The sequence below is a fragment of the Clostridium sp. AM46-21 genome, assembly GCF_003480025.1.
GTDB classification, from domain to species: Bacteria; Bacillota; Clostridia; order Lachnospirales; family Lachnospiraceae; genus Coprococcus; species Coprococcus ammoniilyticus.
Genome location: NZ_QUIB01000010.1, coordinates 46,567 through 68,434, shown reverse-complemented (window position 1 = coordinate 68,434; position 21,868 = coordinate 46,567). Strand labels below are relative to the sequence as shown.

Genomic DNA, 21,868 nt, shown 5'->3' with positions numbered 1-21,868 from the left:
TAGAACGATAAAATAAAATGTCAAGAATGATTAAAGGTTCCCGTGGAGTAATTGGGATAAATCATCAGGTGTATCAATATCCCTTAGTTCGTTTATATCTGAAACAGAAAAGGTACGGATACGATCAGGATGATTATTTATTACCAGACTGCCGCCTTTTCTTAAAGGAAGATTCTGAAGTTCCTCAAAAAATTCAGCCGGAAAGATAACAGGAGAACCGACTATATCGCCATAACAGGTTCGCCAGATTGAGTTTCTGTCATTTTCCGCACAAAGAAGCAGCGAGATCATGGATTCTTTTTGAAGCAAAGGCTGGTCGGCGGGGAGAAAGACGCAGCGATCGATATGATCACCAATGGTTTCCAGACCGAGGCGAATCATATCGTTTCGATGCGGAAAGGTATGAAGCAGTACCGGAATATTTTGTTTTATACATAGGCTCTGAATTTCCTTGTGAATGGTTACCACGACAGATGTTGTAAACAGATTCTTAATAATGTTAAGAGAGAAATCGATCAATGGTTGTCCATTGAAATCAGCAAGCAGCTTATTTCCACCAAAGCGGGTACCCTGACCGGATGCCATGATGATACAGCCTGCATTTCCATATGGTTGATCGAGATCCACAAGGAAAACATCCTTATGGTTACGCAGTTCCTCCAGAAACGGAAGCTTTTGTTTTCGCACGACCATGAGAAGCTGTTTGTGCTTCATTAAGGTTCGTATAGCTTGCCGGTATTTGCAGGAATTACTTTCCAGAAAGCCGATTTCATCAATCGTGATCCATTCGGAAGTTGTATGCAGACAGGAATGTAAGAATGCGGTTCCTTTTTCATCAAAGCTTTCGGGAATAGCAAGCATCTGATTTCTCTTATGGGTTGGATCCGGATGATAACGTCCAATCTGGATTATTTCTTTTGACCAGTTGTTTTTCAGGTAGACTCCTTTTTCCGGTACTACCCAGGAGGTAACACCGGGCATCGGGGAGGAAAAGAGAGATGACAGAAGTGTTGTTTTTCCACTTCCGGATGCTCCTGTCAGAACCAGATGTTTTTTTCCACTAGTCTGAAAAGATCTCCATATAGAGTTTGCTGTTGGCCTCGTTACAGGCATTCCGGTAGGTTTCATATTTTTTCAGCCATTCCTTTCCCTCTGGAGTCAGAGTACTTCCACCACCGGATCTGCCGCCGGTGCTACGTTTTGTCAGAGAAAATCCTAGTTCTTTTTCTGCCTTATTGATCATACGGAGTGCCTTTGTATAGGCAAGTCCCATAGAGATTGATGCAGAACGGAGAGAGCCGGTTTCTTCGATCATATGAAGCAGTTGGCATGGTCCGGCCCCAAAAAATTTTTCGTTATTATCATTTACAAAGTAAATTTTTGTTATTGCTTTCAAGATGTTTCAGCCTCCTTCATCATAACAAGCCTGCTATTTCCAAGACGATCGTTAAGCTTTGACAGACTGATTGTACCATATATTTTGGAAAGAAGCTGTTCCATATCGGAAATTGATGTTTCGGATGGAATGATCGTACCGATCAATCTGCCGTCTGACAGGATCAGAAGTGAATCACAATAATTTAGCGCCAGAGCTGAATCATGTAGTGTGATCAGGGCAGAAGCATGATTTTGTTGGATATAATCCTGTAAAAGATCCATTGCCTGATAACGTAGCCGAAAATCTAAGGCACTTTCCGGTTCATCCAAAAGAAGAAGTTTTCGTTTGCCTGCAAATGTACGTGCTAATATACATAACTGTTTCTGACCGGCACTCAGACTTTGAAAATTATCATACATCCGGTTGCCAAGACCAACATCGATAAGTGCCTGTATAGCTGTTTCTTTCATTTGCCGGGTTGGAGTCTGCAACAGTTTCAGTTCAGGGTTGAACCCCATCATAACTACATCAAAAAGCGTGAGATCTAAAGAGATACTGTTATTTTGTGGTATATATCCACAAAGCCTTGCCAGTTCTTTTGGGGAAACTGATTCTACGGTAATTGTATCAAGCTGACAGTTCCCCGTATGGGGAAGCAGATTTGCCAGGGACTTGATCAAGGTGGTTTTTCCGCAACCGTTTGCCCCAAGTATACCAATAATCTGACTGGAGTCGACGGAAAAACTGATATTTTTGATAATGTCTGTTCCATTATATCCGGCAGACAGATTGTTTACAGTCAGTAATTTCATATTCGATCATTTCTCCTTATACATAAATAGATTAAGAATGGGACTCCTAAAAGACTTGTAAAGATACTTACAGGCAGTTCTGTGGATGCTATACTACGAGCAAATATATCTCCCATGGTTAGCAGACATCCACCGATCAGTCCGCTTAACAGCATGGTGGATAGCCGGTTATTTTTTAGTAATAAACGTGCTCCGTGTGGTGCCAGAAGAGATACGAAGCTGATCAGTCCAGTCATACTGATCACACTGGAAACAGCCAGTGTCGCAATCAATAAAACAATCAGACGAATCTGCTGTACATTTACACCGAGCATTTTTCCTTCATTATCATCTAAAGAGAGAAGAATGATCTGTCGATATAATAAGAATAGAATGACTGAACAGAAAAGACATAGGATAATATTTCCTTTTATGGAGTAGATGCTGATTCCATTTAGGCTTCCCATGATCCAATATTCAATTGATGCCAGTTGTTTTTCCGGATCTGCGATTAATTTCAGACAAACCAGCGCCGTCTGTGCGAGACTGTGAACAGCGATTCCGGCAAGTACAATGCTGTGACCATCCCGGTCTGCGGTTAAGGAAGATAATACCAGTGCAAGGATAACAGAACAAACAGCCCCTGCAAAAGCAGAGACTGTGATCGCCATAGAACCGGATAAGAACAGAATTCCAAATGCTGCACCGGCACTGGCTCCCGAAGATACGCCAATGATATCAGGGGAGGCCAGAGGATTCCGAAAAACGGTCTGATAGACAAAACCTGCCATGCCAAGGACAAATCCTCCGATAGCACCGATAACAGCGCGGCTGGCGCGGAGCGTAAGAAATACTCGCCATTGCATGGAGTCTCCGGCTATCAGACCGGTCAGGGTGATCCTGTATTTTCCGATAAACAGGGAAGCTGCTGTCAGAAGAATCAGACCTACGCTTCCGGCAATAAGATATAAATTTACTTTATTTTTTGATTCCATAGAATGTTTCATAGAAAGAATTCATCTCTTTCGTATAAGTATCAGTTGAAACCTGATCAGGATGCAGGATTCCGGCAAGCCAGATGGAAGCCAGAATACTAGCAGGTACAGGACTATCCAGTGCTTCGATATCTCCCGGAATGGCATAAACGTGGTTATTTTTTACTGCTGTGCAGTCTTTCAGGTTCGGATCGCTTAATACATCGTCTACTGTATATTCTGCATCGGAAGCAAGAATAATATAATCAGGATTCCAGGAGAGAAGCTGTTCATAGCTAATCTCGGCCCAATAGGTATCAGAGATATCAGATGCTACATTTTTACCGCCTGCAAGTTCGATAATACCTGATTGGTACATAGCTGGACCGGCAGTTGACAGGAGAGAAGAATTACCTGCAAGGTAAATATTCGGAGTGTCGTCTGCGGTTGCAAGAGAAGTAGTAAGCATTTCTTTTTCCTGATTAATGAAGTCAAGCAGTTGGTCTGCTTTATCCTGGGTATTTGTAGCTGTGGCAATAAGACTGATCATATCGGATAACTGATCCGGACTTTCTGGATTTACCAGTAACACAGGAATACCAAGCTCTGTCAGACTCTTTGCGGCATCTTTTAGCTTTAACGGTAAAATCACAAGATCCGGTGAAAGAGAAGCACAGGTTTCCAGATCGAATTCCTTTGCTGTTCCGACATTTGGAAGTTCCAGAAGCTCCGGAGCAGCCAGTTTGTAGATTGGTCTTTTGTCTGCCTTTGCCTCAATGCCTACCACCTTGTCCGATAATCCAAGTGCGATCAGAAGACTGGAAGGAATGTAATATCCGCTTACAATCTTAGTTGGCTCTTTTTCAATGGTAACGGTGCGGTCTGCCTGATCCGTAACTGTGATCGGATAAGAGGTTTCTTTTTCGGCAGCTTCTGTAGACACATCATCTGAAGAAGCTTCTGATGATAATTCTGAGGTTGCTTCTGATGAAGCGGTTGTCCCTGTGTCTGCAGGCTTTGATGAAGTATTACAGCCTGCCAGAGATAAAAGCAGGGAACAGATTAATAATAAGGATAAGTATTTTTTTAGTGTGTTTTTCATAATAACTCCTTTTCGTTATATTTCGAATAATACAACGGTATTGTAGCAAAGCATCTTTTCAAAAACAAGTATTTTTACTATAATATATTTTGATATAGTGCGGCTAAGGCAACATTTAAAGGAGCTTTTTATGGTAACAATTCAGAATTATATACGTGTTAAAAGTCTGGAAGAGGCTTATCAGTTAAATCAAAAAAAAGGTAGCTGTATAATCGGTGGAATGTTATGGACAAAGATGCAGAACCGGACGATATTGACAGCAATTGATCTGTGTGATCTGAAACTGGATCAGATCGAGGAGACAGAGAATGAGATCATTATCGGTTCGATGGTATCTCTACGACAGCTTGAATTGCATAGAGGCTTAAATAATTATACACAAAATTCTGTCAGAGACGCTGTAAAAGATATTGTCGGTGTACAGTTTCGTAACTTGGCAACGGTAGGTGGAAGTATCTGGGGACGTTTTGGTTTCTCTGATGTGCTGACGGTATTTCTTGCCATGGATACATATGTGGAATTATATCAGGGTGGGAGAATACCACTTAGAGAATTTGTGGGGCAGAAACCGGATCAGGATATTCTGGTTCGTCTTGTTATAAAGAAAACGTCCGGGTGCTTCTCTTATGCATCTGTAAGAAATCAAAGTACTGATTTTCCGGTGATCGCATGTGCGGCTTCTGTTGTAGGTGGGGAATATCGTTTATCAGTGGGAGCAAGACCGGGACGAGCGATGCTTCTTCTGGATGAAGAAGGACTTCTGTCAGAGGGACTGACAGAAGACTCTATAGAGAACTTTGCTATGTGGGCAGAGAAACATATTCCGACAGGAAGTAATCATCGAGCCGGAGCAAAGTATCGTTCCAGATTGGTTCGTGTATTAAGTCAGCGATTATTAAATAAATTGAGAGAGGAGCAGAAATGGAGATAACAATAATTGTAAATGGAAAAAAACTGGTGGATTCTATTGAACCGGATCTGCTTCTGATCGATTTTCTGAGAAAGCATGGTTGCTACAGTGTAAAGCGAGGCTGTGAAACTGCAAATTGCGGATTATGTACAGTCTTTTTGGACGGCATTCCTGTGCTTTCCTGTTCAGTGCCGGCAGCAAGGGCAGCTGGTCATGAGGTACAGACATTAGAGGGACTTCAGGAGGAAGCTTCTGAATTTGTCGGATTTATTGCAGATCAGGGAGCTGATCAGTGCGGATTTTGCAATCCCGGATTTGTCATGAACACGATTGCATTATTGCGAGAGAATCCGGATCCTACAGATGATGAGATCCGTGCTTATCTGGCAGGAAATCTTTGCAGATGTTCCGGATATGAAGGTCAGTTGCGGGGAATTCGAAATTATCTGGAACATAAGAGATCAAAGGAGGGCATTCATGGAAGAAAAGAAGTATAATTCAGTCAATCATTCGGTTCGTAAAAAAGATGCAATGCAGCTCCTTTTGGGAAAACCGGTTTATGTTGATGATATTACATCATCAGATGCTTTGACGGTAAAGCTTTTAAGAAGCCCATATGCCAATGCTATTGTAGAAGATATCAACGTAGCAATAGCAAAAAAAGTTCCGGGAGTTGTAGATGTTTATACATGGAAGGATGTTCCAAAGCAGAGGTTTGCGATTGCAGGACAGACATATCCGGAACCATCTCCCTATGATCGGCTGATCATAGACCGGCATGTACGTTTTGTAGGGGATGTTGTTGCTATTATTGCGGCTACGGATGAGAAAGCTGCTTTAAAAGCAATGAAGCTGATAAAAGTGAAATATGATATTCTCGAACCGGTTCTTGATTTTCATCAGGCAAAGGATAGTGCTGTCCTTGTACACCCGGAGGAGGACTGGTTTCCACCTATGGAAGTTGGAGGAGATCCCGGACGAAATCTGGTTGCAAGTGAAAAAAACGGAGATGGTGATGTGGATGCTGTAATAGCGGATTGTGATGAGGTGTTCGAACACACATATCATATGCGGGCGTTTAACCAGGCAATGATGGAAACTTTCCGCACATATACCTGTTTTGACCGATATGGAAGGCTTCATGTGATCTCATCTACACAGATTGTATTTCATGTGCGTCGTATCCTTTCCAGAGCACTGGGCATTCCAAAGAGCAGGATACGTGTTGAGAAACCAAGAATCGGTGGGGGTTTTGGAGCAAAACAGACAGCAGTCAGTGAAGTATATCCGGCGTTTGTCACACTGAAGACCGGACAACCCGCCAAACTTATATTTACAAGAGAAGAGAGTCAGATTGCCGGTTCTCCGCGGCATGAGATGGAAGTCCGTGTACGTCTGGGAGCAGACCGGGATGGACATATCCGCGGACTGGATCTGTATACACTTTCAAATACAGGAGCATATGGAGAACACGGACCTACAACAGTTGGTCTGAGCGGACATAAATCGATTCCCCTTTATACAGGTGGACTTGAAGCATATCGGTTTAATTATGATGTAGTATATACCAATACGATGGCAGCCGGTGCTTACCGGGGATATGGTGCGACACAGGGTATATTTGCACTGGAAAGTGCTGTAAATGAACTTGCAGAAAGACTTGGAATTGATCCGACGGTAATCCGTGAAAACAACATGATCCGTGAAGGAATGAAGATGCCGGCATATTATGGAGAGACAGCAAATGCCTGCGCACTTGATAAATGTATGGCAAAATGCAAAGAACTCTTTCATTGGGACGAGAAATATCCTGTTCGTGAGATAGGAGATGGAAAGGTCAGAACAGCCGGAGTAGCTATGGCGATGCAAGGTTCCTGTATCTCCAATCTGGATGTCGGATCGGCAACGGTAAAGCTGGCCGATGACGGAACATTTAATCTGATCATCGGTGCTGCAGATATGGGAACCGGATGTGACACGATCCTGGCTCAGATGGTGGCAGAATGTATGGATTGTTCCGTGGATGATGTAGCTGTATTTGGGGCAGATACAGATGCATCACCATATGATTCCGGTTCGTATGCATCATCTACAACATATGTTACGGGTAAGGCCGTAGAACTTGCCTGTGAGAAACTGAAAAAAAAGCTTTGTGCGATAGCAGCCGGTATGCTTTCCTGCAGTCCGGAGGAAATGATCTTTGAAAATGGAAGGGCATGTCGGGTCAATACAGATCAAAGTGTGTCACTTGCCGAGATTAGTGTAAAAGACCAGATTGCAAATGATATCGCAGCAGTAGCAACGGTTTCCCATTCTTCACCTGTATCGCCTCCGCCTTATATGGTCGGCATGGTTGAGATTGAGTTAGACCGATATACAGGAGAGGTAAAATTTTGGATTATGTAGCTGTTGTTGATTGTGGAATTCCTATCAACCCGGCATTGGCACGCATTCAGGCAGAAGGCGGCATCGTACAGGGAATCGGGCATACACTGTTTGAGAATGTCACCTACAATGAAAGAGGAGGTCCGATTGAATCCAGTTTCATGCAGTATAAGATTCCAACCCGCCTTGATATGGGACATCTTCAGGTAGAATTTGAACACAGTTATGAACCGACAGGCCCATTTGGAGCCAAGTCTATAGGAGAGATAGTGATCAATACACCTGCACCTGCAATTGCACATGCAATCTATCGTGCAACAGGCGTATGGCACAGAGAACTTCCGATCACTCCGGAAAAGATATTGATGTCCATGTTGGATGAAAAAGAATAAAGATGAGGAGAATTCACAAATGAAAAAAATATTTAAGCTGTCTGAGACAGCATTTCAGATGGATGGAAAGATGCCACTTTCGCAGGCGATTCCGTTAGGATTACAGCATGTTTTGGCAATGTTTGTAGGAAACCTGACCCCACTTCTGATCATCACAGGAGCATGTGGTCTGGCAGGCGGTGAGTTCGCAGATCTACAGCTTTCTTTGCTTCAGAATGCGATGCTGATCGCAGGAATTGTGACATTGGTACAGTTGTTCGGAATTGGTCCGGTAGGAGGCCGGGTACCGATCATAATGGGAACATCTTCCGGATTTATAGGTGTCTTTAACAGTGTAGCAGCAACCATGGGTGGTGGTATACTGGCATATGGTGCGATCATGGGAGCATCTATTATAGGTGGTCTTTTTGAAACAGTGCTTGGCTTTTTCTTAAAGCCCCTTCGTAAGTTCTTTCCATCGGTTGTAACCGGTACCGTGGTAATGTCGATCGGATTAAGCCTGATTTCGGTAGGTATCAATTCTTTTGGTGGAGGAAATAAAGCAGAAGATTTTGGCTCCATTGAGAATCTGTTACTTGCGTTGTTTGTACTTATTGCGATCTTGTTTTTCAAACATGCGACAAAAGGCTTTTTGAGTTCTTCATCTATTTTATTTGGCATTATTTTCGGATACATTGCAGCAATGATCATGGGCTTTGTTTTGCCGAAAACCGGAGTGACGGCAGATGGTGTAGAATATACAAAGGCATGGGTGCTAAACTGGGATAAAGTTGCGGAAGCCTCCTGGTTTGCGGTTCCAAAGCTTTTGCCTGTAAAACCCGTTTTCGATCTGCGTGCGATTCTTCCGGTTCTTATTATGTTCATTGTAACTGCAGTTGAGACGGTTGGAGATATATCAGGTGTTATGGAAGGCGGATTGGACAGAGAAGCAACAGATAAAGAACTTGCAGGCGGTGTTATGTGTGACGGACTGGGTTCTTCATTTGCAGCAATATTTGGTGTCCTGCCAAACACATCATTCAGTCAGAATGTTGGATTGGTAGCCATGACAAAGGTTGTAAACCGGTTTGCTCTTGCAACCGGAGCCATTTTCCTTGTCCTTTGCGGCTTGTGTCCAAAGCTTGCTGCGTTGGTATCAATCATGCCACAGTCTGTACTTGGTGGCGCAGCAGTCATGATGTTTTCGTCAATTGTAATCAGTGGTATTCAGTTGATCACGAAGAATCCGTTGAATGCCAGAAATCTTTCCATTGTATCAGTAGCACTGGGCGTTGGATATGGAATGGGAGCTAATCCCGGAATTCTGGTACATACACCGGAGGTGGTACAGTTGGTGTTTGGCGGATCTGGAATTGTACCGGCAGCAATGGTAGCAATTCTTTTAAATATCATTTTGCCGAAAGAGGAAAAATAAATACTATTTATACAGCATATGAAACAACTGCAGATATTCCTGTTCGACATCCTCAAACGAACGGACCTCATAAGAAAGGTTGATGTGAAGCTCAGGCTCCGGTCTGTCCGAGGGCTCATTTAGCAGAGTGAGAAGATCGAAATAGAGCATGTCGTCGTCGATACATTTGATCCTGCGTTCTTCTTCCTCTGTCAGAGGAGACCCCAGATATTTTGTATAGATCACATCTAACAGATTTTGTTCCAGTTTCTTGTATGCGGGAAGATGTTTTTTAAAAGGTCTTGGAACATCTGACAGGTAGGCTTCGCTTGCATCGTGAAGCAGACAGGCAAGCACCAGTCGGCCGGAATACCCACGGGCAGCCGCTTCCTTTGCACAGTTGATACAATGACTGCCGACGGAAAAGAAGGTCTTTACATGACCATTTCCACGACAAATTAGTGATAATGCGTGTGCGATGTCCTCGATATGAAGATGTTCTGCCTCCGGCAGAGTTGGATCAAAATGATCCCCGGTATAAGTTGTAATATAATCAGCCATATAAAAATCATCCTGTCGAAAATAGTTATTTCTCACTGATATATAACAAAAGCAGATAAAATCAACTTATTTATGTGTGGAAAGAAAGCGTTAAAAGATAATCGGAGATAATTAAGAAGAGAATTGATAGTAAAATATTACAAATCATTCTCATTATATAAAAATATTTTTTGGAGCAAAGTTAATATAGATAAAAATTATGGCTCTGTTATAGATTCACTATTATGAAGCAAGCCTGCCCGAATGTCGGTACTTAGTGAACTGCTGTAAGCAGTGAGCTTAGAACCGCTACATGAGGGTAGAGCGAGAGCGACTTGCGTAATAATATGTGAACTATAACAGAGCCGTAATTTTGGAAATGTAAGTTATTTCAAAATATACATAAGAAAAAGGAAACCGATATACTATTATAAAGCAAGCCTTTTTCAACGCCGGTACTTAGTGAGTCGCCTTATAGGCGAGAAACTTAGCACCGTTGCGTTGAAATAGAGTGCAAACGACTTGCGTAATAATATGTATATCGGTTTCCTTTTTCGTAGGGATTCCTACGCCTTCTTGCCGGCTGCTTCAAACTCCCGGACGATTTCTTCATCAGGAGCTTTTGTAAGCAGGCTGACCACAATAATGAAGATCAGGGATACGATAAATGCAGGAAGCAGTTCGTAGATATCAAGAATTCCGCCAAGTGGACGAACCAGGTACTTCCAGATAAACACGGTAGCACCACCGGATATGATACCGGCGATCGCACCTGCAAGATTACAACGTTTCCAGAATAAAGAACAAAGCACAACAGCACCAAATGCACCGCCGAAGCCTGCCCATGCGAAGGAAACGATCTTGAATACACTGGAGTCAGGATTTCTTGCAAGGAAGATACTTACGATCGCAATACCAACAATTGTTAAACGTGCGATCAGAAGATTTGTCTTCTCGGAAATCTTGATCTTTAAGAAATCATGTACGATATTCTGTGAAACACCGGATGCAGCAGCAAGCATCTGACTGTCTGCGGTAGACATCGTAGCGGCAAGGATACCGGCAAGGATGATACCTGCGATAAGAGCAGTTAATGCATTATGCTGGCTGATGATACCTGCGATACGCACGATAATAGTTTCACTGTTTGAACCGGTCAGAGTGTCGAGTGCACCGGCTTTGGTCATACCAAGACCGACAATACCGATCAGAACACCTGCGGTCATAGCGATCACTACCCATACAGAGGCAATACGGCGGGAAAGTACCAGTTTTTTCTCATCCTCGATTGCCATGAAACGGACAAGAATATGAGGCATACCAAAGTAACCGAGTCCCCATGCAGCAGTTGAGAAAATTGTCAAAAAGTTATATTTGACTTCAGAACCGGAGGCAACATCAAAGGTAGATGTCAGAGACAGATAACCCGGAAGGGCGGCTGCGTTGTCCATAACGGCTGTCCAACCACCTGCTCTTGAGATTCCATAGATCAGAACGATCGCAAGTGCACCGGTCATAACGATACTCTGAACAAGGTCTGTAACACATACGGCATTGAACCCACCGGTGATAGTGTAACCAACAATCAACAGGGCGGACAACATCATGGCAACCTGATAATTGATACCGAATAAGCTGTTGAACAGCTTACCACAGGCAGCAAAACCGGATGCTGTGTAAGGGATGAAGAAGATAATGATAACGAGAGCGGAAAGTGCTGTGATAACATTATTCTTATCATGGAATCGTTTTGCAAAGAAATCAGGCACAGTGATCGCGCCGATATTATTTGAATAACGTCTGAGTTTTCTGGACACGAAGAACCAGTTCAACCATGTACCAACGGCAAGACCGATGGCAGTCCATGCGGCATCGCAGATACCGGACAGATATGCAACGCCCGGAAGTCCCATCAGGAGCCAGCTTGACATATCACTTGCTTCAGCACTCATGGCTGTTACGAGAGGTCCCATCTTACGGCCGCCAAGATAGAAATCTTCTGTACTGTTGTTACGCTTGCTGTAAACAAAGCCGATCACAAGCATGATCGCCAGGTAGACAACGATTGCAAGCATGATGAAAAAGTTAGTTGTCATAAACATTTAAATATCCTCCAATTTTTTATTGCGTATGCATAACATGGACAAAATCGTTAAATTTCGTAATAGAATACATAACTAAAAAATCATAGCGTAATATGAGAAAAAAGTCAAACAAATACGATCTGCTTTAGAAAAACAGGTAAAATTATGTCCCGGCTAAAGAATGGTAAAGGATTTGTAAAAAATACTTGAAAAAATAAATCAGGTCTGCTAGTATGTCTTCAGACAAAGACGTCAGTTGAACGAGATACGTTCGATTGGCGTCTTTTCTGTTTTACAAAAAAAGTACCATGGAATTTTGTAAAAAAGTGAAGCGAAACCTGTCGGGGGATGCGCACCTGCCGTAGATTTCAAAAAGAATTTCAGAAAAATGGAGGAAATAGTTATGAATACTGGTGATACTGGTTTTATGCTGATCTGTACAGCGTTGGTATTTTTTATGACACCGGGACTTGCTTTCTTTTATGGTGGAATGGTGCGAAGGAAAAATGTCGTTAATACGATGATGGCATGTACTTTTATTATGGGACTTTCGGTTGTGATGTGGATATTATTTGGTTACTCCCTTTCCTTTGGGGGAAATCACGGAGGAATCATTGGTGATCTTAGATGGTTTGCGTTAAATGGCATATCCATGAATGAGGCCGGACCGTATGCAGACAATATTCCGCATTTTGTATATATTGCATTCCAGATGATGTTTGCAATGATTACGCCGGCACTGATTACAGGATCATTAGTCGGACGTGTAAAGTTTAAGGCTTTATTCTTCTTTATCATGTTCTGGTCGATTCTGGTTTACTATCCGATGGCACACATGGTATGGGGACAGGGCGGTTTCCTTGCAGAGATCGGTTCGGTTGATTTTGCGGGCGGAAATGTCGTACATATTAGCTCCGGTGTAAGCGCATTGATATTTGCGATCATCCTTGGCAGACGAAAAGGTTATGAGAATACTGCTTATCGTGTTCATAACATTCCATTCGTTGCTCTTGGTGCATTTATCCTTTGGTTCGGATGGTTCGGCTTCAATGCAGGAAGTGCCCTCGGAGCAAATGGTCTTGCAGCTCATGCATTCTTAACCTCAGCAATCGCAAGTGCAAGCGCCATGATGTCATGGATGCTGATCGATGTGATAAAAGACGGAAAGCCAACCTTGGTTGGTGCTTCGACCGGTCTTGTTGTTGGGCTGGTTGCAATCACACCGGGAGCAGGCTTTGTTCCAATCTGGTCTGCATTTATTATCGGTGCACTTGTAAGTCCGATTTGTTGTGGTATGATTACTTTATTAAAGAAGAAATTGAAAATAGATGATGCACTCGATGCTTTTGGATGTCATGGTATCGGTGGTGTCTGGGGTGGCATCGCGACCGGATTATTTGGTAAGAGTTCGATCAACAGCGTTGCCAGATGGGATGGACTGTTCTTCGGAGACTATCACCTCTTTGTTGCACAGTTGATCGGTATCGTTGTGACGATAGCAGTTGCAGCGGTCGGAACGTTTATCTGTCTTGGACTTGTAAGACTGATCACGCCGCTTCGTGTATCAGATAAGGAAGAAAAGATCGGTCTGGATCTTGCAGAACAGGGAGAAAGTGCATATCCGACATTTAACGGATTGGATTCATAGAAGTTGCGGAAAGGAGTATGAGAATATGATGATCAAGATAGAAGCAATCGTGCGAGAAGAAGTATTTGAAGATGTAAAAGAAGCACTGAATACGATTGATGTAAATGGTATTACAGTATCTCAGGTAATGGGATGCGGTGCACAGCGAGGATATAAGAAGCTGGTACGTGGTACAGAGGTTGATGTCGTTATGCAGCCGAAGATCAAATTTGAGATCGTAGTTTCTTCGGAAGAATGGGAGAAGAAGACGATCGATGCAATCCAGAAGGCAGCATACACCGGAGAAGTTGGAGACGGCAAGATCTTCAGTTATGAGATCCGCACCGCTATGAAGATCCGTACGAAGGAAAGCGGCTATGATGCGCTGAATTAGATAAACAGGAGGAGCCTGTAAGACAGGTTCCTCTTATTTTCTGTCTTAAATTCCATTTACAAGCCATGAAAAACAGTTTATAGTTATAGGCAGTTAAAATTGTTCAGGACGGTGTATACAATATGAAATTTAAGAGTACAAATGAGATAGAAACCATTCAGTTACGGGATGCACAGATCAAAGAAATGAAGCTTGTCGGAGTCGGAGAAGTGGAAGCTGAGGCTTCCGGTGAAGAAAAAACAGACGGAACAGCAGAGATTGTCAGTGAAGTGAAAGCAGACGTAGCAGAGGCTGCCGGACAAGCAAAAAAAGATGAAGCAGCTTCCCCTAAAGGACTTCGGGCAAGATGGCTGGAACTCTGTGTAGAAGGCGCAGTTGTAAAGGATAACAATTCACAGAATGAATATTACGCAGACAAATATGCCGATCAGATGGAGATCCGGTTTAAGAATCCGGTCATCGAAGCGGTATTGTTGGAGGGGCATAAGTATTACGATGCAAATGATAATCTGGTAGAAGAAGTTCCGGATCAGAAGCTTGCGGAAGATGAGTATGAGAAGATATTTGGAAAGTTCAAAGAGAATTATATCTTCTATGGTGGCAAGCCGGAAGCAGATAAAAAGTGTTATCAGATGATCGTTGATGTTGACGAAGATTCTTATATAGTAAGCTTTTATTATGATAAGGTAATTGCCGGATGGAATCATTTCCTAAATAAGGCAAATATGGGTTAGGTGATCGAATATGGCAAAACGAATCAAAGAATATCTGGTATATGTAGATAAGCTGCTTGCAAGGGATGATGTTGATTTTGATGAGGAGATGCGGAGACATCTGGTGCAGATTGAATTTTTCATGCATGAGCGTCTGATCCATCTTCTTGTAACGATCCTGTTTGCGATCCTTACGGTAGGCTGTTGTGTGACCTTTGTGGTAACGGAAAAAATACAGATCTTACTGTTAGCGGCAGCTTTGTTTGTTTTACTGATCCCATATATCAGGCATTATTATTTACTTGAAAACAGCGTGCAGAAAATGTACGATCAGTATGACAAAATGATGGAAAAAGCAGGAAAAGATGCATTTTATACAGGAAAGGAAAGTTAAATGTTTAATCTGGTAATGGGAATCGTCATGATCGGGATCGGAACAATCTGTCTGGTAAAAGGCTGTGTAGGAACCTTAAGTCCAGTGATGATCTTTTTTGGATGCTGTATGATTGTATTCGGTATCGTGGAGATCATCCGGTCAAAAGCTATCCGCAAACGCGAACAGCAGAGAAAAGACCATGAGATGGATGTCTACCTCAAAATGGCAGAGGAGATGGGCGTAGTTGTAAATCCCATCACCCATGAGATTGTCAAAAAAGAGGACGATAAATCTTAAAACGGACGAACTGGTCGATGGTTATACCTATTATTACGTAACCAGCGACCAGCTCTGTTTGTCTGAATATGTTTATCGTCCTTTTTTGATAGAGCAAGTTCACCATTGCATTCTCAAAAAATAAATATAAATAAAAACAACAGATATTAAAAAAATAGGATTGTTGAATTTTGATACCGTAGGAAAAATGGAAGACAGGGTTATTGTTATAAAGCAAGCCTGCCTGAGCGCTGGTACTTAGGCTACGTACTTTGCAGCCTTACGTACCACTGCGTCGAAGGTAGAGCGAAAGCGTCTTGCGTAATAATAGGTAACCCTGTCTTCCATTTTTTAAAGGTGCTCTACTTCAAGGTCGAGAAGTCAAATTCGGACACGCCGGAGCCGGAGCCTGCCTTGTAGACCTTGCCGGAGGTAGAATCTACATAGAAGTCACCAACCTTAGAGTTGTCAGATTTTCTGGTGTCATGAAGCTCAAAGTGGTAGCCCATGCTGCCGGAGTTATAATCAGTAAGATCCTTGTCGTTATTGCGAACTTCATAGTTCTTGGAGTCGCCGGGAATCTGATCCATAAAATACTTATAAGCATGGTCATAAGTATCATAGTTTCCGGTCAGAGCATCGGATACATCCTTTGCTGCATCATCTACAACATCTCCGGCATCGTCGATCATGTTACCGAGATCCTTACCTACAGAACCTGTACCGTTTGAATTATTCCCGTTTTCTGTGGAACTGCTGTCCTCTGTACTGCTCCCGGTTGTTGTACCGGTTGTTTCAGGGTTATTTTTCTCGCCGCATGCGGTCAGGGTAAATGCCATGACAACCAGACATGCACATAAAAGAAATGATTTTTTCATTTTTTTATTCTCCTTTTCCATTTGATAAAAATAGTATCTGACATTTCCTGTTTTTTATTCGAATAAAAATATCAGATCAGGAGTATAGATGTATAAAAAACGGAAAATCTTATAAAAATGAGGAAAAAAATAAAAACAGTTTTATCCCACATAAATGACAACGAAGCGTTAAAAGAGTGTGACCGATTTTTTGCAGCTTATTGGCAAAATATAATTCTGGTTGCTGCACTGATCGTATTTTTATTGTTTACAGGAAAATTCATTATCGATCAGAAAGATAAATTTCCGGATTCAGACAGCGTGGTTGCCATGTCATCAAAAACAGTGACACGAAAACGGGCATATCTGACCTTTGACGACGGTCCATCCGATCAGACCGGAGAGATCCTTGATATTTTAAAAGAGCATAATGTTAAAGCTACGTTCTTTGTAATAGGAAGAAATGAACGATACTATCCCATGTACAAACGGATCGTGGAGGAAGGGCATACACTGGCGATCCATTCATATTCCCATGAATATAGTACGATCTATGCAAGCTATGACAATTTCGTGAATGATGTTGAGGAATTAAGAAAATTATTGTATGATGTTACAGGAGTGGACTGCCGGTATTACAGGTTCCCGGGTGGAAGTTCAAACCGTGTTACGCAGGTACCGGTGAATGACCTGATCGACTATCTGGACTCAGCAGGATTGACGTATTTTGACTGGAATGCATTGAATAATGATGCGGTGATTGCCGGACAGACACCGGATCAGCTTGTAAAGAATATATTGAAGGATGCATTAAATTATGATGACACGATCATATTGATGCATGATCTGGATTGCTGTCATGAAACAGTGGAATCTCTGCCGTCACTGATTGAACAATTAGAGGAACATGGATATGAGATCCTTCCGATTGATGATGATACACCGCATATCCAACATAGAACACATTAGAAATAGTTCATTATATTTTATCTATACATAATCAAGTAAAGAGGCTAAAGAATGACATACGAAGAAGCATATCTATATATGAAAGAAGCGGGAAAAAGAGGCAGTGTCTACGGAACGGAGACAGTGAAAGAACTACTTTTAAGACTGGGAAATCCACAGGATCGGGTTCCTGTCGTTCATATAGCCGGAACAAACGGAAAAGGTTCTATATTCGCATTTGTCGGGCATATTCTGGAGGATGCAGGGTATGTTGTCGGACGCTATATATCCCCAACGATCTTTACATATCTGGAACGATTTCAGATAAATGAACATTATATGAAAGAATCGGAATTTGCACGGATCATGGAGACCGTGATCCCGGTTTGCGAGGATATGGAGGAAGCCGGGCTTCCGATTCCGACTGCATTTGAGCTTGAGACTGCGGTAGCATTTCTGTATTTTGTGCAGAAAAAGGTCGATATCGTGTTACTGGAAACCGGAATGGGAGGAAAGAACGATGCGACAAATGTGGTGAAACAGCCGCTTTGTACCGTGCTTGCAAGTATCAGCAGAGATCATATGCAGTTTCTTGGTGATACATTGCAGGAGATTCTGGAACAGAAGATGGGGATCCTTCGGGAACAGGTTCCGTGTGTGGCATATCCGATGCAGGATGAGATAAGACAGATATGGCTGGATAAATGTGATAAAATGCAGATAGAACCGATCATGGCAGATACCGACCAACTGCAGGTCATAGCAGAAAATCTGCATGGAAGCAGGTTTTGTTATAAAGGACAGGAGTATGAGCTGGGGATTCCCGGAATCTATCAGATCTATAACAGTATAACCGCAATTGAGGTCTGTAATTGTTTAAAAAAACAGTATGATTTAAAAAATGTGAATATAAAGAACGGATTAAAAGAGACGGTGTGGGAGGGCAGATTCCAGAAGATTAAGGATGTGCCTTTGACTTATATCGATGGAGCGCATAATGAAGGCGGATGGAGAAGTCTCAGAGAGAATATCCGGGCATATTTTACAGGGCGGCCGTTGATCTATATCTGTGGTGTTCTTGCAGATAAAGAGTATGAGAAAATGGTGGATATCATGGCACCGTTTGCAAGCTTTATCATAACGGTAACACCGGATAATCCACGGGCGCTTGATAAGGAGATTCTGGCAGACTGCTATCGTTCATACGGAAAGTCGGTGGATACGGCAGGGGATGTGTTTACTGCACAGAGACAGGCGGAAACACTGGCACAAGAAATGACGGAGCCGGTGATTGTGGTATTTGGTTCATTATCTTTTATAGGACCGCTGATACCGCGAATAAAGTAGTACGATAAACCAGGAGAGGACTACAGAGAAGAAATGACGATGGACAGAGTCAACGCAATATTAGCAAATGAAGAATATAAAGACTGGATGGAGCAGATCCGAACATCCGAGAAAGAACGAAGATTCTGCTGTCATGGGATCGATCATTGTCTGGATGTAGCAAGGATCGGAATGCTGATGAATCTGGAGGAGAAGTTAGGACTGGAACCGGAGCTTATCTATGCGGCAGCATTATTACATGATATCGGACGGGCGGTCAGCTATCAGACCAGCGAAGAACATCATCTGGCAAGTGTTCGTAACAGCCGGAGTATTTTGCTGGCAACCGGATTTTCCGGTAAGGAAACAGAGCTGATCTTAGAAGCAATCAGCAAACATAATACGACAGGGAAGGAAGCAGAGGGGCTTTCCTATGTAATATACAGGGCAGACAAGCTTTCCAGACGCTGTTTTGACTGTGAGGTCTATGACGAGTGTTACTGGAAGGAAGACGAAAAGAACAAAGGAGTGGTCTACTGATGATTATAGGGAACAAAGAATTTAAACTGAATGAAAAACCGTATGTAATGGGAATCTTGAATGTGACACCGGATTCATTTTCCGATGGAGGAACACATAACAAGTTCGATGATGCATTGTATGCCACAGAGCAGATGATAAATGATGGCGCAGATATTATAGATGTAGGCGGAGAATCGACCAGACCCGGTTATACATTAATTTCAGATGAGGAGGAGATTGGTCGTGTTGTTCCTGTGATCGAGGCAATCAGGGAACGATTTGATACCGTAATTTCACTGGATACCTATAAGGCTGGCGTGGCGGAAGCCGGAATCCGGGCAGGTGCAGATCTGATCAATGATATCTGGGGCTTCAAATGGGATGGAAGGATGGCTGATATCGTTGCTGCACATGATGTGGCATGTTGTCTGATGCATAACAGAAGGGTAATGGATTATACCGATTATTTAAACGACGTTGTTAAAGATCTGGACGAATCCGTTCAGATGGCACTTAATGCAGGTGTGAAGAAGGAGAAGATCATGGTAGATCCGGGAATCGGATTTGCAAAGAACTTAGAACAGAATCTCGCTTTAATGAATCATCTGGAGCTTTTGCATAAATGGGATTTCCCGATACTGCTGGGTACTTCCAGAAAATCTATGATCGGTCTGACTCTCGATCTTCCTGTTACAGAGAGGGAAGAAGGTACGATCGCGACATCGGTCATGGGGCTTATGAAGGGCTGTCAGTTCTTCCGTGTGCATAATGTAAAAGGAAATGCGCGTGCACTTCAGATGGCATGGGCGATCATGCATAGTTAATACAGTCAATAAGAGAAAATGAAGCAGTACTTAATGATTTAATGAACAGAAGAAAATTTCATTGAATCATAAATAAAAAAGATGAGGTTTGATCTGGTAAAAGGGAGAACAGACAGGAGGTGTCGTATGGATAGAATCAGCATAAAAGGACTGGAAATATTTGCCAATCACGGAGTTTTTAAAGAAGAAAATGTGCTTGGACAGAAATTTGTAATTAATATTGATATGTATACATCGACAAGGGCGGCAGGGATCCGGGATGATCTGAAGCTGTCTATTGATTATGGAGCCATCTGTAATCTGGTTGAAAAGACGATGAAAGAGCATACTTATAAGCTGATCGAAGCAGTTGCGGAGAAAGTAGCGGCGAATATCCTTCTGTCATATCCGACGATGTCAGAGGTTGAAGTAGAGGTTGAGAAACCATGGGCACCGGTATTAATGCCGCTTCAGACAGTGTCAGTAAAGATACGAAGGAAGAGACACATTGCTTATCTGGGACTTGGTTCGAATATGGGCGACCGGGAATCCTATCTCGATTTTGCGATTGATGAATTAAATAAAGATGAATATACCAAGGTGACTAAGGTTTCAGATTTCATCGAGACAGAGCCGTATGGTGGCGTGGAACAGGATGATTTTTTAAATGGCTGTATCGAGGTAGAGACACTTCATTCGCCGGATGAACTGTTACATCTGATCAATGCGATCGAGAGGGACGCCGGCAGGGAACGCCTTATCCACTGGGGACCAAGAACTTTGGATATCGATATCCTTTTATATGATGATCTGATCTGTGATGAGGAGAATCTCCATATCCCACATATAGAGATGTGCAAGCGGGAATTTGTATTAGAGCCGTTGTCAAATATAGCAGGCTATAAGAGACATCCGGTCAATGGCAGGACGATCCGGGAGCTTCTTGACGAGCTGGAACGGAACGAAGAATAAACCGGGGAAAATGAGCATGCGCATTTGATCGTATTGGCATAGTTTTAAAGACAACATTAATATTATAGAAAGACTGCAGGCGGAATGTCTTGTATTTGGAGCAGATAAAACAATGGATAAATATAATATGGAAGATTTACGGACAGTAGAAGCACAGATTGCTTCACTTGTAAAGACAAGAGATAAGATCCTGGCAGGTATGGCAGATGAGAATAAGAAGCTTACGAATGACAGCTCGCTTGCTGTTTGCGATGGAATGAAGAATTTTACCTGTGTGAAGAAATTAGAAGTAGACAAGGACACTGTTGTCTGTTATCAGGGTGTTCCGGGAGCATACAGCCAACAGGCAATGTTCAGTTTTTTCGGAAAAGAGATTCAGAATATCAATGTGCCGGATTTCGGAGATGTGATTGAGATGGTGAAGAATGGCAAGGCAGACTATGGTGTACTTCCAATCGAGAATTCTTCAGCCGGATTTGTAAACGGAATCTATGATATGGTGGGAAATAATGATGTGACCATCGTCGGCGAAGAAGAGGTTCATGTAGCACATGCATTAATGGGTGTTCCGGGCAGTGACCTTTCCCGGATCAAAACTGTATATTCACACACACAGGGTTTGCTTCAGTGCACGAATTATCTGAGCCGGAAACCGTGGAAGCAGTGCAGTGTTGCAAATACGGCAGTAGCGGCGGTCAAGGTCATTGAAGAAGGAGATAAGACACAGGCAGCGATTGCAAGTGAGCTTGCAGCAGAGCTTTATGGACTTCAGATCCTTGCAAAGGACATTGTGAACAATGACAACAATACGACACGTTTTATAATCTTGTCAAAACAGAAAATCTTTGTAGAAAAGGCTGAAAATATAAGTATCCGCTTTTCCTTGCCGGATGAAAGTGGTACACTTTACAATATATTGAGCCATATAAATCTGAATGGAATTAATATGACAAGCATCGAATCGAGACCGCTTACCGGTAGAAAATGGGAATATGCCTTTTTTGTTACAATGGAGGGCAGTCTGTTAGATTCAAGAACAAGACATGCATTACAGGGAATCTGTGAAGATGCGATGGATTTCCGTCTGATCGGTACATATTAGGGG

22 protein-coding genes and 1 pseudogene are annotated in these 21,868 nt (G+C 42.6%); 15 read left to right on the top strand and 8 right to left on the bottom strand.

The genetic code is table 11. From position 1 onward, the window contains the following. Positions 1 to 30 precede the first annotated feature (30 nt). Genes DW959_RS08310 through DW959_RS08290 form a run of 5 tightly spaced genes read right to left on the bottom strand, consistent with a single transcriptional unit; the run spans position 31 to position 4,245 of the window. The gene (locus DW959_RS08310; RefSeq protein WP_243023368.1) at positions 31 to 1,128 is read right to left on the bottom strand and encodes an NTP transferase domain-containing protein; all 1,098 of its coding nucleotides are present in this window, start codon (positions 1,126 to 1,128) and stop codon (positions 31 to 33) included. Next, positions 1,061 to 1,396, bottom strand: coding sequence for a LysR family transcriptional regulator (locus DW959_RS08305; protein WP_008401492.1), 336 nt, complete (start codon positions 1,394 to 1,396; stop codon positions 1,061 to 1,063). The genes DW959_RS08310 and DW959_RS08305 overlap by 68 nt, the downstream gene beginning before the upstream one ends. Further along, positions 1,393 to 2,190 carry an ABC transporter ATP-binding protein gene (locus DW959_RS08300; protein ID WP_118615866.1) on the bottom strand — a complete coding sequence of 266 codons (798 nt, stop codon included), beginning with the start codon at positions 2,188 to 2,190 and terminating at the stop codon, positions 1,393 to 1,395. Before DW959_RS08300 ends, DW959_RS08305 begins: the two co-directional genes overlap by 4 nt. Continuing rightward, complete coding sequence (locus DW959_RS08295; protein ID WP_118615914.1) at positions 2,187 to 3,164, bottom strand: iron ABC transporter permease; 978 nt, start codon at positions 3,162 to 3,164, stop codon at positions 2,187 to 2,189. The genes DW959_RS08300 and DW959_RS08295 overlap by 4 nt, the downstream gene beginning before the upstream one ends. Beyond that, positions 3,148 to 4,245: an ABC transporter substrate-binding protein gene (locus tag DW959_RS08290; RefSeq protein ID WP_117808417.1), complete on the bottom strand. Its 1,098-nt coding sequence runs from the start codon at positions 4,243 to 4,245 to the stop codon at positions 3,148 to 3,150. The genes DW959_RS08295 and DW959_RS08290 overlap by 17 nt, the downstream gene beginning before the upstream one ends. A gap of 130 nt (positions 4,246 to 4,375) precedes the next feature. Here DW959_RS08290 and DW959_RS08285 point away from each other — a divergent pair, with 130 nt between their 5' ends. The 4 genes and pseudogenes from DW959_RS08285 to DW959_RS08270 all read left to right on the top strand — a co-directional run bounded on the left by DW959_RS08285 (position 4,376) and on the right by DW959_RS08270 (position 9,346). Next, a complete protein-coding gene (locus tag DW959_RS08285) occupies positions 4,376 to 5,176 on the top strand; it encodes an FAD binding domain-containing protein (protein ID WP_118615864.1) in 801 nt (266 codons plus the stop codon). Next, entirely contained in the window at positions 5,167 to 5,652 is a 486-nt protein-coding gene (locus tag DW959_RS08280; protein ID WP_118615862.1) for a (2Fe-2S)-binding protein, read from the top strand. The genes DW959_RS08285 and DW959_RS08280 overlap by 10 nt, the downstream gene beginning before the upstream one ends. Next, positions 5,633 to 7,932, top strand: a pseudogene (locus tag DW959_RS08275) (molybdopterin cofactor-binding domain-containing protein). Before DW959_RS08280 ends, DW959_RS08275 begins: the two are co-directional and overlap by 20 nt. 19 nt (positions 7,933 to 7,951) lie before the next feature. Then, positions 7,952 to 9,346, top strand: coding sequence for a nucleobase:cation symporter-2 family protein (locus DW959_RS08270; protein WP_021944738.1), 1,395 nt, complete (start codon positions 7,952 to 7,954; stop codon positions 9,344 to 9,346). A 3-nt stretch (positions 9,347 to 9,349) separates the two neighbouring features. On the opposite strand, the gene DW959_RS08265 is transcribed toward DW959_RS08270, so the two are convergent. Beyond that, positions 9,350 to 9,886, bottom strand: coding sequence for a hypothetical protein (locus tag DW959_RS08265; protein ID WP_117823504.1), 537 nt, complete (start codon positions 9,884 to 9,886; stop codon positions 9,350 to 9,352). 545 nt (positions 9,887 to 10,431) lie between these two features. Then, entirely contained in the window at positions 10,432 to 11,967 is a 1,536-nt protein-coding gene (locus tag DW959_RS08260) for a sodium/proline symporter (protein ID WP_117823506.1), read from the bottom strand. 385 nt (positions 11,968 to 12,352) lie between these two features. Between DW959_RS08260 and DW959_RS08255 the strand changes: the two genes are divergently transcribed. The 5 genes from DW959_RS08255 (at position 12,353) to DW959_RS08235 (ending at position 15,356) form a co-directional block, all read left to right on the top strand. After that, positions 12,353 to 13,597, top strand: coding sequence for an ammonium transporter (locus tag DW959_RS08255; protein WP_117808410.1), 1,245 nt, complete (start codon positions 12,353 to 12,355; stop codon positions 13,595 to 13,597). Positions 13,598 to 13,622: 25 nt separating this feature from the next. Continuing rightward, positions 13,623 to 13,970: a P-II family nitrogen regulator gene (locus DW959_RS08250; RefSeq protein WP_118615860.1), complete on the top strand. Its 348-nt coding sequence runs from the start codon at positions 13,623 to 13,625 to the stop codon at positions 13,968 to 13,970. A 122-nt stretch (positions 13,971 to 14,092) separates the two neighbouring features. Next, positions 14,093 to 14,704, top strand: coding sequence for a hypothetical protein (locus tag DW959_RS08245; RefSeq protein ID WP_118615858.1), 612 nt, complete (start codon positions 14,093 to 14,095; stop codon positions 14,702 to 14,704). 10 nt (positions 14,705 to 14,714) lie between these two features. Beyond that, positions 14,715 to 15,077: a hypothetical protein gene (locus tag DW959_RS08240; protein ID WP_117823510.1), complete on the top strand. Its 363-nt coding sequence runs from the start codon at positions 14,715 to 14,717 to the stop codon at positions 15,075 to 15,077. After that, positions 15,078 to 15,356 carry a DUF308 domain-containing protein gene (locus tag DW959_RS08235; RefSeq protein ID WP_117785061.1) on the top strand — a complete coding sequence of 93 codons (279 nt, stop codon included), beginning with the start codon at positions 15,078 to 15,080 and terminating at the stop codon, positions 15,354 to 15,356. A 341-nt stretch (positions 15,357 to 15,697) separates the two neighbouring features. Here the strand turns inward: DW959_RS08235 and DW959_RS08230 are convergent, their stop codons facing one another. Next, entirely contained in the window at positions 15,698 to 16,213 is a 516-nt protein-coding gene (locus DW959_RS08230; protein ID WP_117823512.1) for a ubiquinone biosynthesis protein, read from the bottom strand. Between the two features lie 117 nt (positions 16,214 to 16,330). On the opposite strand from DW959_RS08230, the gene DW959_RS08225 reads away from it, so the two are divergent. The 6 genes from DW959_RS08225 (at position 16,331) to DW959_RS08200 (ending at position 21,865) form a co-directional block, all read left to right on the top strand. Further along, positions 16,331 to 17,161, top strand: a complete 831-nt coding sequence (locus DW959_RS08225) for a polysaccharide deacetylase family protein (protein ID WP_117808407.1) — start codon at positions 16,331 to 16,333, stop codon at positions 17,159 to 17,161. A gap of 51 nt (positions 17,162 to 17,212) precedes the next feature. Next, on the top strand, positions 17,213 to 18,487 hold the full coding sequence (locus tag DW959_RS08220) for a folylpolyglutamate synthase/dihydrofolate synthase family protein (RefSeq protein ID WP_117823514.1): 1,275 nt from the start codon (positions 17,213 to 17,215) through the stop codon (positions 18,485 to 18,487). A gap of 39 nt (positions 18,488 to 18,526) precedes the next feature. Continuing rightward, positions 18,527 to 19,006: an HD domain-containing protein gene (locus DW959_RS08215; protein WP_226801089.1), complete on the top strand. Its 480-nt coding sequence runs from the start codon at positions 18,527 to 18,529 to the stop codon at positions 19,004 to 19,006. Next, the gene (folP, locus tag DW959_RS08210) at positions 19,006 to 19,812 is read left to right on the top strand and encodes a dihydropteroate synthase (protein ID WP_021943710.1); all 807 of its coding nucleotides are present in this window, start codon (positions 19,006 to 19,008) and stop codon (positions 19,810 to 19,812) included. Before DW959_RS08215 ends, folP begins: the two co-directional genes overlap by 1 nt. 126 nt (positions 19,813 to 19,938) lie before the next feature. After that, positions 19,939 to 20,763, top strand: coding sequence for a 2-amino-4-hydroxy-6-hydroxymethyldihydropteridine diphosphokinase (folK, locus tag DW959_RS08205; RefSeq protein WP_117823518.1), 825 nt, complete (start codon positions 19,939 to 19,941; stop codon positions 20,761 to 20,763). Positions 20,764 to 20,875: 112 nt separating this feature from the next. Beyond that, positions 20,876 to 21,865 carry a prephenate dehydratase gene (locus tag DW959_RS08200; protein WP_226801090.1) on the top strand — a complete coding sequence of 330 codons (990 nt, stop codon included), beginning with the start codon at positions 20,876 to 20,878 and terminating at the stop codon, positions 21,863 to 21,865. The last annotated feature ends 3 nt before the right edge of the window (positions 21,866 to 21,868 follow it).

Excerpts from the sequence above, each read along its gene's own strand:
- DW959_RS08310 (WP_243023368.1), bottom strand. The coding sequence starts at position 1,128 with ATGAAACCTACCGGAATGCCTGTAACGAGGCCAACAGCAAACTCTATA.
- DW959_RS08300 (WP_118615866.1), bottom strand. The coding sequence starts at position 2,190 with ATGAAATTACTGACTGTAAACAATCTGTCTGCCGGATATAATGGAACA.
- DW959_RS08295 (WP_118615914.1), bottom strand. The coding sequence starts at position 3,164 with ATGGAATCAAAAAATAAAGTAAATTTATATCTTATTGCCGGAAGCGTA.
- DW959_RS08290 (WP_117808417.1), bottom strand. The coding sequence starts at position 4,245 with ATGAAAAACACACTAAAAAAATACTTATCCTTATTATTAATCTGTTCC.
- DW959_RS08285 (WP_118615864.1), top strand. The coding sequence starts at position 4,376 with ATGGTAACAATTCAGAATTATATACGTGTTAAAAGTCTGGAAGAGGCT.
- DW959_RS08280 (WP_118615862.1), top strand. The coding sequence starts at position 5,167 with ATGGAGATAACAATAATTGTAAATGGAAAAAAACTGGTGGATTCTATT.
- DW959_RS08270 (WP_021944738.1), top strand. The coding sequence starts at position 7,952 with ATGAAAAAAATATTTAAGCTGTCTGAGACAGCATTTCAGATGGATGGA.
- DW959_RS08265 (WP_117823504.1), bottom strand. The coding sequence starts at position 9,886 with ATGGCTGATTATATTACAACTTATACCGGGGATCATTTTGATCCAACT.
- DW959_RS08260 (WP_117823506.1), bottom strand. The coding sequence starts at position 11,967 with ATGTTTATGACAACTAACTTTTTCATCATGCTTGCAATCGTTGTCTAC.
- DW959_RS08255 (WP_117808410.1), top strand. The coding sequence starts at position 12,353 with ATGAATACTGGTGATACTGGTTTTATGCTGATCTGTACAGCGTTGGTA.
- DW959_RS08250 (WP_118615860.1), top strand. The coding sequence starts at position 13,623 with ATGATGATCAAGATAGAAGCAATCGTGCGAGAAGAAGTATTTGAAGAT.
- DW959_RS08245 (WP_118615858.1), top strand. The coding sequence starts at position 14,093 with ATGAAATTTAAGAGTACAAATGAGATAGAAACCATTCAGTTACGGGAT.
- DW959_RS08240 (WP_117823510.1), top strand. The coding sequence starts at position 14,715 with ATGGCAAAACGAATCAAAGAATATCTGGTATATGTAGATAAGCTGCTT.
- DW959_RS08235 (WP_117785061.1), top strand. The coding sequence starts at position 15,078 with ATGTTTAATCTGGTAATGGGAATCGTCATGATCGGGATCGGAACAATC.
- DW959_RS08230 (WP_117823512.1), bottom strand. The coding sequence starts at position 16,213 with ATGAAAAAATCATTTCTTTTATGTGCATGTCTGGTTGTCATGGCATTT.
- DW959_RS08225 (WP_117808407.1), top strand. The coding sequence starts at position 16,331 with ATGAGGAAAAAAATAAAAACAGTTTTATCCCACATAAATGACAACGAA.
- DW959_RS08220 (WP_117823514.1), top strand. The coding sequence starts at position 17,213 with ATGACATACGAAGAAGCATATCTATATATGAAAGAAGCGGGAAAAAGA.
- DW959_RS08215 (WP_226801089.1), top strand. The coding sequence starts at position 18,527 with ATGGACAGAGTCAACGCAATATTAGCAAATGAAGAATATAAAGACTGG.
- folP (WP_021943710.1), top strand. The coding sequence starts at position 19,006 with ATGATTATAGGGAACAAAGAATTTAAACTGAATGAAAAACCGTATGTA.
- folK (WP_117823518.1), top strand. The coding sequence starts at position 19,939 with ATGGATAGAATCAGCATAAAAGGACTGGAAATATTTGCCAATCACGGA.
- DW959_RS08200 (WP_226801090.1), top strand. The coding sequence starts at position 20,876 with ATGGATAAATATAATATGGAAGATTTACGGACAGTAGAAGCACAGATT.